Here is a 12742-nt window from a genome sequence, read left to right as displayed (position 1 = left end):
TTTCATCCCTGCTTAGCGCCGCACCTCAGTAAAGAGAGCACCTTGCCCAGGCTTGGCGGCATAGCCTTTTCGATGACCTCAACATCACTGAGGGTTAGTGGTTTCCAAAAGAGCAAGCTTGCCACTCCTAACGTTACGAATAATGCTACATCCACAATGGCTGTGTAAACCAATTGTAGATGTTGAACCCTCATTAAGGCGTCCATTCCAAGCAAGATTGGCGCTGTACACAGCGTAACCATTAGAGATCGCTTAATGGAATACCCGTCAAACGTGAAGTTTACAATTTTCCTTGCAAACCTGTAGCTCAACGCGAATGCCGTCAGGGTCATCAGTATTCTGCCTAGGGCTACTCCAATCAAGTTAAAGTATTTTACGAGGATTAAGGCTAGGCTGATGCCTGACAGCATGGAAAGGCCTCCAATATAGGCTACCTCCAGAGTTTTTCCAACAGATTGAAGTAGCGTTGTGAAAATTGATGAGTAAGCCGCAAAAACGGCAACTGCAGCCACAAGGGAAAATGGTAGGGCGCCCGGCAGATAGTCCTCTCCATATGCGATTGCTATAGCCGTTGCAGATGCCGAGACCAAAGCCATGCTAATTGGCATTACCAGCGCCGTGATCACCCTCAGGGATTGCTCAACAGCCTCCTTCAACCCCAGAGAATTGGCGCTTCCATGCGCCGACATGGCTGGGAAGAGGGCTGAAGCTATGGGGCTCCAAAGGACGCTTAGAACATTGGTGCTGGCTGTGACGAGGTAGTAAACCCCGGTGAGGGGAAGGCTTCCGGCCATCAACTGTAGAACCAGCAGGTCAGCCCATGTTAAGCCAAGCCCGATAAGCCCATAAGCGTAGAGGGGCAAGCTGTAAGAAAGCAGTTTCCCGTAGGGGAAAACGCCATAAGGCTCCTTTAACTTACCCTTCACAATGCTCATGGAGTAGGAAAGGCAGAGAAGAGCCCCAGCTAGGAAGCCTGCTGAAACCCCAACCAAACCATGCCCTAAGTAAGCGAACAACAAACCCAAGACACGGCTTGAACATGAGAATATCACGTTCTGCGCCATTACAGTCGAGTACATTCCTAACCCGAACATTAAAGCTCCGTAATAATTAGTCAGGTCCAACACAAACCCAACGGAGATCATACAGAGAACGGCGTAAACCTTCCACACCTCAAGCTGAAAAAAGTCTCCAGACAGGACAACTGCAAACGCCGCGGCCAGCGCTCAGTCATAACTGCTCACTCGCATCAACACTGGCCAAAGAAGCTGCCCCTAACGCTGATACCATTTGAGAACCCTTAGCCTGTACGCTATCCCAAGCAGGTCTATGAACATCCTCCATACCTCCCTAAGGCTGAAGAGCTTACGTGTAAGCCGAATTTCAACCGGCAACTCGACAACCTTTAAGCCATAAAGGTTCGCAAGGGCCAGCAACTCCACATCGAACGCGAAACGCTTAACTGCCAGCCTTGAAAACACCCTCTCTAGGCTTTTCCTTCTAACCGCTTTAAGTCCAGTCTGAGTGTCCCTCAGCTTAATCCCAGTTAAAAGCTTAACCAAAGCATTAAAACCGAAACTTAGAAACTTCCGCATCAACGGCATCTCCACCCTTGACTGGGGATGCCACTTGGAGGCTACAACCACATCCCCAAATCTCAAAGCCTCAACATAACGGACGATCTGCCTCGGATCAATGTCTAGATCGCTATCCAGAAAGATGACCGAGTCACCCTTCGCATGCTCGAACCCGGTCTTCATGGCATACCCCTTTCCCATGTTCCTTCCATAGCCGATCACCCTCACGTGAGCATTGTTATTAGCATAGTTAACTGCTTTCATTCGAGTATCGTCCAAGCTTCCATCGTCCACCACGATGAGCTCGTAATCGAGCTTTACATTCTTGAGGATACGATCGATCTTCCCAATTGCCTCTTGAATGGTATCTCCCTCATTGTAAGCCGGTAGGATTACTGAAAGCTTTGGATTACCTTTCATTCTCATGCTCCTTTCCATGCTTTACAAATGAGATTAGTTGCAGAACGACTCCGATGACCAGTAGGTAGTAAGCATACACTGCAACATCATTCGCTAAACTCGAATTTCCAAGAGCTAGTAGGCTTGCACAAGCTAGCAGGAGAGCTTGAAAGCCGATGATGAATGGAGTTCCAAGATTCTCCTTGAAATACCTTTTGATTTTCGAAGGGGAAAGTCTAAGCCTGATCTTTCTAATGATTTATTCACCAAAATATTTGTATAATTTTAGATGATTATCCGTAGCTATTACTCTAAACCCTAACTTTCCAGCTGACTCATCATCCCAATAAAGCAAGTATACATCGGTCTTGTCTTTTATCAGGCTTAATGCATCCTTTAATGTTGGTTTAATTCCATAAGTTCCTCCGAAGGTAATTATGTTGGCATTACTATAATACGATGCCCATCCTACGAAATCTCCATAAATCAATAGAGTTGTATTACCATTTATTCTCTTTAGAAGGTTTATGGTTGGCTCAATGTCGTAGATCGGTATAGATGTCTGAATCATGTTAGAGGGTATTATGCTTTCGGATGTATAGATCTGTGGCCAATTTGTAACTCCAAGAAATGAGACGGTAGGTATGTTGATTAATATTATAAGAATGAAGGCAAATGGTACGGATTTACCTTTCAACTTATTGGATATCTTTTTAATTCCGTTACTCACTTTTGCAATACCATTGCTAGCATACATGGAAATTGGAATGGTTAATAGAAGAATATATCTCCATGGGAGTATTCCGCCCAATAAGAAAGTTGGTGATAGTATCGTTGAAATGGAACCAAGAAACGTAAACGTCAACCATGTACTCAAGATCTTATCCTTGAAGAATCCCACAGCACACAGGGGGATCGATAGAAGGTATAATTTTGCAATCAGTCCTCCGTTGAAATAAAGTTCCGGAATTGAATTGGAGAATGGCACTGATTTAAAGGCATCAAATATCCATCTAAACACTCTATTCAAATCATTTATATACCATACTCCCAGAAACGCGAGTAAACCAAATATCAATGTTGTTAGAAAGGGCATCTTATCTTTAAAATTACCATGTATTAGTAAGACTGATAGGATTGCAAGATATGTTACTGTGATCAATTCATGTGAAAAGATTGTCAATACTGATAGGATGAAGAATGGAAGGAGCTTCTTCTCATCCTTTACCTCTTTCAAGTATGATAATGTGAGGAGTATCAATGCAATCCCCAAAGTTAGCTTGTGCATATCCCACGACATCCTCAACAGTGCAACTGACAATGCTGCGTTAATGGTTGTTAGGAGGGACTTTTCATTGCTCCATGTTAGATAATTCTTAGCGAACCTGAATACGGAGAAAGCTAACAGACCGTATACCAACGTTGGTAAGATCTTTATTGCATACAATAGATCCATCCCCATTAGGTATAATACCCCAAGTAGAGTATAGAATAGTGGAAATGGTAGTAAATGATGCGCGTAATATTTTCCCATAGCGAGGTATAGCGGTGTATCGAACCCTATCGGATATGGAAATTGAATCTCAGGTATGACTCTAATCACCACTCCAACGGCGAATGCTGTTAGCATGAATAACTTATCGTTTATAACAATGTTCAGTTTTTTACTTGAATTCATGCTGAAGTATTCCTACCTGACGATAGGATTATGACTCTATCATTTACGTAGCTAACTTCGTACTTCTTTAGTAAAAACTGGTAAACATCCCAAGTTGACAATCTCATATTCTTAACTCTGGGAACAACTATGTAATCGATGCCATAATCGTTTATCAGTTCGTTACTTCTAATTAGTATTATGTCATTTAAATTTTTATTATACTCATCACCGGAGGTGCTCACTGTTATGATTAATGGAAAACTATCATTCATCTTGGATGTTATCAATAGAGTATGCTCAGTAGGATTCTCTATTCGAGATGGCGTGTTGATGCTTATTCTCACTACTCCAATGTCCAAATGTAATGTTATTAGTCTAGGAGTAATTTCGACCAAGCTCACCTTTCTCGAAGGGAATACGTTGAGTTCTATCGTCATATTTCCACTCACATTATGCACGTCGTACTTCAAGGTTGCTTGAGGTTTCTCGTAAACCTCAATGGTCTTTACTATTGAGGTTATCATTGAAGTCCTGTTCATAATGTTATAAGTTGTTATTATCTTCGAAGAATCCCGATCGCTTTTGACAGAGACTTCTGCTTTAGTTTTGTTCTCGCCTACTGAATAAGTCTTATTGGAGGTTTCTAGGTTTAGTCTAGTATCGTTGACGAACAGGGTCTCTTTGTACTCTCCTTTCGACCAAACAAATAATGATGGGCTAAAACTGGTACTATACGGAGTTTGGTCCATGACTCTAAAGTATTTATTTCTTATCTCATGATTGGAAAGTAGGATGGACGAAGCTATGTAATATCTATCTAACTGTCCCTCTATGAAGAGGAACCTTGGTTCCATGTAGAGGAGTGTCCTCCTATCTGCATAACCTTCAATCCATCTTCCGATGAATTCATCTGCTACAAAGGTGCTGTTGGGTTCGGTATTGTAACGTATCCATTTTAATGCCGCAGCCTTGTCGATATCACCGTAAGGATCTTGAGAACTATACCATCCTACTACATTCCTCATGGTCTCAAAACCTGCGAGGAGGAACAGAAATGGAGATAGCACAACGATCACTATAATTGCAATTGCCACGGTATACTTCTTGATGGAACTGTAATTTATCGATCCAAACATGCCGTTCAAATCCAATGAGTTGATGGAGGTGAAGGGCGACGCCACTATCAAGGGTATAGGTTGAACCGCAAAGAAGAACACTCTATTGTAATCTATTGTAAAATTGAATAAGTAACCTTGTGTAGCAAGCACGGGGAAGAGTGTCCAGCTTAGCAGTAATGCTTGGTATCTTCTATCTAGGATATTTCTCTTTAGGAATAGGTAGATAGCTATGATGATTACTATACTCATAAGGATAGGAGATTTGAAGAGCCAAACTATGGTGTTCAAAAAATCTACTCGTAAGCTGTAGTAGGCAGCCTCGTTGAATGTAACGAACTGAGATGGATATGCGAGGATGATCCTATATAAAAACAACGTTGCCGAGCTAGTGCAAAAATTGTACGCTAAATACCTGATCTCACTAAGCTTCTTCATCATGTTCATCATGATCATCCATAATCCAAGAACGCCCAGGTGTATACCGGTGGTCAGGTGATGGGTCAGGGGTATCAGCATACTCGTTAAGAGCATCAAAGAAAAATACTTCTTTCCTCCTTCCTCGATGGCGGCTAGAGTGAAGTAGATGTTCGTGGCCAGTAAGAGAAAACCCATTAGGTTCGGATAACCACCCCAGCCGTACATTTCAAGGTATAAAGGCATCAAAGAAGATATGTAAGCTGCCAATAAACCTCCAATCCTAGATTTTGTGATCCTCTTGGATATGAAGTATGTTGGTATGGGTTGCAGGGACAAGAGGAGGCTACCCATCAACTTTAGAGCTAAGAATGGATTGAGCAGTTTTATCAATGGGATTAGGATTATGAAGAAGAGGGGTGGATACTGCCAGACTCCCTGATTCCACATGGGATACAGCATATATTTGTAAACATCCTCATTTAATCCGATCGTTAAAGCTAAATGGGCTTCTATGGCGTTCGAATACTTGAGCCACTCGCCTGGGTCGCTCCACATGGGCATTGTTCTACTGGACAGGTAGTACCACGAATAGGCGAATGGTATGAGGAAAGATAGGAATAGGAGGGTCCTAACGGTCCAATCCCGCTGTTTGCGATGAAATTGCATCTATTTCACCTTGAATATGATTATCTTATCATTCTCATATGCAACGACCATCCTAGGATCTTTCAGAAACCTGATGAAATCATCTTTCACTTTGGATAAAACTATGTAGCTAACATTGTACTTATTCACTACTTCATCGAATGTGGAAGCGTAAAGGTCGTAGCCCCATACACTCTTCTTAGCGTTGGGAAATGTCAATTCAACTCTGTAATCGATCATATTGTTGGAGGCATTGAACGTGTATTGAATTCTTGTCTGTCCCCACTTATTATCGGGACCGACTTCATAACTACTATTCCCGTTCAATATTCTTACATAAAAGGGAACACCGTTAACGTATGCATGCAATGTGCCGTTGTAGAACAATACATCGTCTAATTTACTACTGTAGGGTATCCATATGGGAAGATGTGCCTTCAACAGCGTGGCACCTATGATGGGTTTGACAATGTACCTAACCACGACGACTTTTGAATTGGCCTTTAAATCGATGATCCTAACGATCTCTAAAGATTTAGATCTATACTTTACTTCTATGCTAGCCTCAGTATTGTTCCTCACGAGCCAATTCACACTAGTTATGTTTGCTCTGTATGGAGATTCGACCCATACATTTCCAGAATACGTGAAGATGACGTCGAACGTTCCATCTATCAAATACACGATTCCATTGTAATCCAAACCATCGGATGTACTTATCCATAAAATTTCGTTACCATCGTGTTTAGATGTGTCTAGGATCCTCAGATATTCGTTCCTCAATTCTATGTTACCATCCATCACCAGCTTAGATGCCTCGTACCTCTCGTACTCTCCAACTATGAATATCTGATAGGGGGAAAGGGTCATGAGGACTCTCCTATCTGCATAACCTTCAATCCATCTTCCGATGAATTCATCTGCTACAAAGGTGCTGTTGGGTTCGGTATTGTAACGTATCCAATTCAGAGCATCCAACTTTTCATTGACACCATAGGCATAATCGCTGAGGTAGTGAAAATAATCGTAGACCTTACCAGGCATTACAACACCACTGATAAAATTCATAGTAATTAGTGTAATTAGCAATCCAATCAGTAGAGCCTTACTGGCATCGATATGAACTGATCCATCGAACTTCTTGATCCAATCTAAAGGGGATAATAATCTTACAACGGAAGAACTCAATAACAATAGGGGAGGAACGGAAAACATTGGAAATCTCCTGTAATCTAAGGCTATACCAACTATGTACGATTGAGTGAAGAGAAAGGGGGAGATGATCCAGACGAGTAAGATCATTAGGAAATCCCTCATATTTACATCAGTAAGGTACAAGGATGTGAAACCTATGGTGCTCATGATGAACAATAGAGTAGTTACGATCGGATCCTTGAATATCCACCAGAATGCATCCAGATTGAAGGGTCTAATGAAAAGGGAAGAATAATTGAAGAGTATGTATTGAAAGGGTCCAGCAATGATTCTCCACGTAACGAAAACTACGCCGGATACAAAAAAGATGAAAATGATTCTTCTACTTCCAGGGAAAGGCTTACCGACCAGGTATCTATATAAAACTATGAACGACCACGCAAAAGCTAAAGCATCATATACGATTGTGGTCAGATGGTGGGTTAGAACTAAGAGAGAAGCGGTAATCAAGCCACAGATCATCGATTTTTTATCATTGTGCACGTACGTTCTATAGAGAAAATAAACTGATAATAGCAAAAACATGATAGCGAGTAGGTTTGGATAGCCACCCCAACCGTACATCTCAGCAAGGGAAGGATGGAAGCTGAAGAGCCATACTGATGCTATGCCACCAAATTCACTCCCAGATAGCTCCTTGGCCATGGGATAAGAAGCTAGGGGTAGAACGATGATCAAGAGTATACCGAGGAACTTCACGGATAGCAGAGGATCATTAGTTAGCATGATGAGCAATGCTAGTAGCATGTTAAAGAATGGTGGATATTGAAGAACGGTTTGATTCCACAACGGATAAGTGTTCCCCAGCAATGCATTCGCATACTTTAACCATATTGCAGGATCGTTTATGGGAGGAAATGCATCTTTCCAGAAAACGTTGTAATATATTATAGAATTTATCAGAATGGGAGCGACGATCCCTACGAAGGTCCTGAGCTTCATAGTGTTACCTTATAGATGGTTATCTTCTCATTCTCGAATTGAGATTTGAACCTACTGTAGTCTAACCCAAATCTATCCATGAACTCCTTCTTGATGATCGTAGGAACAACCAAGTATGCGACTCTATACTTAGCCATCAACTCGTCGGCAGAAATTGCTACGATCTTATCATCCATCCATGATACACTCTTTGCATTTAGAGCTTTCACGATGATTTCGGTGTAAATGTTGTTCCCGATAGGTTCATAATTGCACAACAATCTATACTGAGTCCACTTCTCGTCTGGACCAAAGCTCATATTCATTAACCTGCTACTCACGATAACCTGGTAATCGCCTGAATCCATCGATACACTGAAAGTATTGTTCTTTACTTGAGTGAATCCCAACTTTCTCTCCCAAGGAATCCACAACTTTAAACTGAAACCTAAGATCCTTACATCACTTCCTCCGGTCACATTGTATACTATTTTCACTTCTGAACTTCTACTAACTGTCAGATACTTATCGATCCTAACGCCATCCAACAGATAAACATGGTGGAGCATTGCACTACTATCATTTCTATAGATCCACTCAGAATGTGTACTCTTGTAATTGTAGAAATCGGGTTCGACTGTTTTTCCATCTAAGACGTACTTCACCTTGGCATGATTTTCGTCAATGTATAGGAAATCCACATAATTATAACCATCACTAGAGCCAATAACTGGATCTCGTTGTGGAGCTACGGGACTCCAATCTCTAACGCGGATGTACCTGTTCCTAATCTCAAAGTTGGAATTCAAAATACTATCGGCATCGTAGCTGGACAAGAAATCCTTCATGCTGATGTTTAAACTACTGGGTTTGTTCTCAAGAGTTGGTCTGCCAGTGTAGAGATTTATCCAAGAACCCAACGGATACTCTGAAACTATCACGGCATTTCTATCTGTGTTTTTTGAAATCCAATTGAGTGCTTCGATCAGATCATTATTTCCATATATATCGAGGAATAATCTGCTCGAATTGATGGAAGTACCATAGACGTTTATGGATGCTACTACGCTAGAAATGAAGAGAAGTGTGGTCAATAGGATGGCACCCAACTTAAGCACATCTATCTCAACTGTGAGTTCTTCGCCCTCCCTCTTAACTATGCTGTAGAGATTACGAGCGCCAAAGCCAAGTAAAAATATGGCATAAATTACCAGAGGGTATTGACCGTAAATTAAAAACACACCAGCGTCAAAGCTCAGTAAAGACGCAAGGATGATGCCGATGAACCATGATAGCAGTACAATGTTGCCCTTCCCATTAATAAGGTGAGCGTGCATGTACAACATTCCTATGATACCGGAGGAGACTAAGAAGAACAGAGGGAGGAGTTCTAGACTAATAAACTCACTACCGATGGGTTCTCTATGTAGCAGAAAATATAATAGAAGGGATGGAGAAACGGAGAGGACGTTGCCCAAAAACTTAGTATTACCCTTAATAAGGTCTCTAACATAATACACAAAAATGGAAAGGAAGTATACCATGCCACTGTATGGAGAAAATAGACTAACTACTAAAGATGAAGTGAATAGAATGAGCAAAGCACGAACATCGTGCCTATCACAGATCGAGTAAAAAACGTACATGGTGATGCCCAATACTACGATGCTGGAGAAGATATCGTACTTAGATTCTTCAATAAGCTGAATGTTAATTGGATATGCTAAGAAAAGTATACCGGCCAAAAATCCTAAAAACGCATTTTTAGCAATTCTCGTAATGAATAAGTATCCAGGAATAAAAAGAGTAATGAAGAACAGTAAAATGATTGTGTTCATACTTAACATAGGTGATAATGTGAGAGAATTCAATGCAAAAGTTACGATAGCGAAGGAATTGTACCTGTAATAACTTCCCCACAAATCATTCATAGCGCTTAACCATACGATGTCTCCAGTTTTGGTAAAGAGGACGTTAGAAATTAGTAGGTAATAAACGATGATGTAAACTACGATCAAACTCACAATGGGCATTAACTTGTACAGTGGTCTACGAATATTCATGCCATATAATTAACCAAACTTGTATATGCCCTATTATACTCTTCGGCGGCGAAATCCCACGTATAATTTTTCACGTACTTCAAGCCATTATCTCGAAACTTTAACCATGAATTCCTATCGTCCAACAGCATCTTGATACCCTCAGCTATGGAAAGGGCAGATGCTCGAACGATGATGCCACTCTTACTCTCATGTAACAATTGAGAAGCTCCACTATCATCGCTCATGACGACGACCTGAGGAGTTCCAGCGGCCATGGCCTCCAGAGTCGTTATACTCTGTCCCTCTCTAATGGAAGGTAGAACGTATATGTACGAACTCTTCAATTTTATCACCAACTCCAAATCGCTAACATTACCTATATAAGACACATGGTCTTTTAATCCATTCTTCAATGTATACTCTTCATAAAACCTTCTCATGGGACCATCACCAACGATCTCTAACTTCACATCTGGGTAATCCTCTATAACGATCTTCATTGCTTCCAAAAGGAGGTCAACTCTCTTATGAGGATTTAAACGACCGAAATATATGATCTTATTTCTATCCTTCTTTACATCGACACCATTGAACATATCCAAATTAACACCATTGGGAATGATAACGATCTTCCTATTATCTATATGTAACAACTTTTCTAGTTTATCGGCTGTAAATCTGCTCACAGCGATATAAAGAGATGGAAGGCGGCTCATGGCCTTCTCCATGATCATCCCCAGCGGTGCATAGATGCTCGATGGTACATAGTGGTACCAATGATCGAACCAAACTTCATGAAAAGTTACGGATAGGGGTATGTGATTAACCCTAGAGTGGTACCAAGAGGAGAACGTGGGGAAGATGGGGCAGTGATTGGCTTCGATGATATCGTAACGTTCATTTCCTAAACGCTTCCATGCCCAAGAAGTGTACAAAAGGACTTGGGAAATAGACCTAAAACCATCAGAAGTAATGAAATTTCTTAAAACCATGTCTGTCCTAAAAACTCTCAATCCATCGATCTCCTCGAACTTACTCCAACTCTCATTCAACCTAACGGTGAAAACATCGACTTCGTGACCCTTCTTGACTAACCTCCTAAAGACTTCGAAATAACGTCTAGACGAACCACCATTGAATGGTGGAAAAGTCTCCGTAACCAGAGCTATACGCATAATACTATCTATCTATTTGAATCTGACCAATATCTTTTATGCTGCTGAGGAATGAACTGCTATGATCTTTCATTGGAAGTCTTTTGAAATTTTGATGTTGTTCCGCGCTTTCTTAATAGAAGTTTCTGGTTTAGCATGACACCTATCTATACATTTGAGTGCTTAATATTTTGTGCGTTATTCGTTTGCTAACTTTTGTGTGACTCCTTTCTGTTTGTTATAGTCCTAGCCAGAAGATGTATTTTGGGTCTTGGAGCCATTCTATGAGTTCTGGGCACCATGATAAATAACCTTTCTTGTAGGCTTCCACCAGTTTCTTTGCTCTTTCGAAGCCTCTTTTAAGGATTTTTAAGCCTGGTGTGAGGAGCTTTTCGATTATCGTGTTGAGTTGTGAGATGAGCTCGCTGTTAATTATCCTCTTTTTAAACTTCGCATAGAGTAATGTTGCTCTATACAAGCTTTTCTCCAACCTTTTGAGTTTAAACCATGCGCCATTCCTCAAACCACGCTTCATATAATTAAATAGTTCAATATAGGTATACACCCGACATCAAAAGTATGTGGTGTTAAAAGTTTATAAACTTTACTGAGTTTATAAGCTTTGCTAATAAATAAACTTATAAATAAAATTGAAGATGTATTTAAAATTTTTATTGTATCATATAAAAGATAAAAATTATTAACTATAGGAGGAAAATATTTGTTGTGTGAGTGGTTTTGGTATGGTTTGTTGTCATGGGTTTTTCTTTTCGGTTTGTTCTTCTGGGGGTTTTTGTTCTGTGGTTTCAAGTTTTTTTGTTTCGCTTTCTATTTCTTTTTCGATTTCTTCTATTGGTTTTGGTGGTGGTGTTGTTGCTAGAGTGTAGCCTATCCATGCTAATATTCCGAAGATGCCGGCTATAGCGATGAAGGCTGTTAATTGTAGGAGGAATAATGACCACGATGTGAGGAAGACGATCCATCCATAGACTATTATTACTATTATGGATATTGCGAGTAATAGTCCGCCTATGATTTGATCTTTGCTCATATCAACTCACTAAATATTGGGGAATAGAGACGTATAAATTTAACTATTTAGTAAACAAATTATTTTGTTTAAGATTTATTATATTTGAGAGGTTTGGATTTAGATTTATTTTGCTTTATTGCTTATTTTTGACACTCTCATCAACTAAAGTCGGGAGATTCTCGGTTTTTCAGTTTCGTGCTTCATCGTACCGAGTTAAGGGCTGGTCAAACTAGCCTCTTGAATGGAACATATAGTCTCATCTTCGCTCAAACATTGATACAACAATCAAATGTTTAATTTATTGACAATTCATCTAGAACTGAAGTTCTAGGTTTTTCTATTGTTTTTATTGTAGAATTTCCTTCTAAAAGTTCGAGGTAGGGTTTGATTAAAAATTTTGGTGGACCGGGCGGGATTTGAACCCGCGACCTCCCGCGTGCAAGGCGGGCATTCTCCCAGCTGAACTACCGGCCCACAATTAAGGTCAAGTGTAGGAAAAATATAAAGTTGATATTACTGGTTGATGTGCTGTGTGATAGTTGGTTTTGTAGTGCATGT

The 12742-nt window shown here is 40.5% G+C and carries 9 protein-coding genes and 1 tRNA gene; all 10 read right to left on the bottom strand.

What is annotated here, in order from left to right; genetic code table 11:
* Window positions 1–2 precede the first annotated feature (2 nt).
* Entirely contained in the window at window positions 3–1199 is a 1197-nt protein-coding gene (locus tag QW128_07180) for an oligosaccharide flippase family protein (GenBank protein ID MEM3833353.1), read from the bottom strand.
* Between the two features lie 75 nt (window positions 1200–1274).
* Window positions 1275–1997, bottom strand: a complete 723-nt coding sequence (locus QW128_07175; protein ID MEM3833352.1) for a glycosyltransferase family 2 protein — start codon at window positions 1995–1997, stop codon at window positions 1275–1277.
* 238 nt (window positions 1998–2235) lie between these two features.
* Window positions 2236–3654, bottom strand: coding sequence for a hypothetical protein (locus tag QW128_07170; GenBank protein ID MEM3833351.1), 1419 nt, complete (start codon window positions 3652–3654; stop codon window positions 2236–2238).
* A complete protein-coding gene (locus tag QW128_07165) occupies window positions 3651–5732 on the bottom strand; it encodes a hypothetical protein (GenBank protein ID MEM3833350.1) in 2082 nt (693 codons plus the stop codon). The genes QW128_07170 and QW128_07165 overlap by 4 nt, the downstream gene beginning before the upstream one ends.
* Window positions 5733–5837: 105 nt before the next feature.
* Window positions 5838–7004 (bottom strand): hypothetical protein, encoded by a 1167-nt coding sequence (locus tag QW128_07160; protein MEM3833349.1) that lies wholly within the window; start codon window positions 7002–7004, stop codon window positions 5838–5840.
* Between the two features lie 965 nt (window positions 7005–7969).
* The gene (locus tag QW128_07155; protein ID MEM3833348.1) at window positions 7970–10015 is read right to left on the bottom strand and encodes a hypothetical protein; all 2046 of its coding nucleotides are present in this window, start codon (window positions 10013–10015) and stop codon (window positions 7970–7972) included.
* Window positions 10012–11172, bottom strand: coding sequence for a glycosyltransferase family 4 protein (locus tag QW128_07150; GenBank protein ID MEM3833347.1), 1161 nt, complete (start codon window positions 11170–11172; stop codon window positions 10012–10014). The genes QW128_07155 and QW128_07150 overlap by 4 nt, the downstream gene beginning before the upstream one ends.
* A gap of 217 nt (window positions 11173–11389) precedes the next feature.
* Window positions 11390–11716: a hypothetical protein gene (locus tag QW128_07145; protein MEM3833346.1), complete on the bottom strand. Its 327-nt coding sequence runs from the start codon at window positions 11714–11716 to the stop codon at window positions 11390–11392.
* 189 nt (window positions 11717–11905) lie between these two features.
* Entirely contained in the window at window positions 11906–12202 is a 297-nt protein-coding gene (locus QW128_07140; protein ID MEM3833345.1) for a transcriptional regulator, read from the bottom strand.
* A 380-nt stretch (window positions 12203–12582) separates the two neighbouring features.
* Window positions 12583–12658 (bottom strand) — tRNA-Ala (locus QW128_07135).
* Between the last annotated feature and the right edge of the window lie 84 nt (window positions 12659–12742).

It is taken from the genome of Thermoprotei archaeon, from assembly GCA_038881895.1.
Classification (GTDB): Archaea; Thermoproteota; Thermoprotei; order Gearchaeales; family WAQG01; genus JAVZOV01.
This window is presented reverse-complemented; position numbering and strand designations above follow the sequence as displayed.

Coding starts and splice junctions, on each gene's coding strand:
- QW128_07175 (MEM3833352.1), bottom strand. CDS start 1,997: ATGAAAGGTAATCCAAAGCTTTCAGTAATCCTACCGGCTTACAATGAG.
- QW128_07170 (MEM3833351.1), bottom strand. CDS start 3,654: ATGAATTCAAGTAAAAAACTGAACATTGTTATAAACGATAAGTTATTC.
- QW128_07165 (MEM3833350.1), bottom strand. CDS start 5,732: ATGCCCATGTGGAGCGACCCAGGCGAGTGGCTCAAGTATTCGAACGCC.
- QW128_07155 (MEM3833348.1), bottom strand. CDS start 10,015: ATGAATATTCGTAGACCACTGTACAAGTTAATGCCCATTGTGAGTTTG.
- QW128_07150 (MEM3833347.1), bottom strand. CDS start 11,172: ATGCGTATAGCTCTGGTTACGGAGACTTTTCCACCATTCAATGGTGGT.
- QW128_07140 (MEM3833345.1), bottom strand. CDS start 12,202: ATGAGCAAAGATCAAATCATAGGCGGACTATTACTCGCAATATCCATA.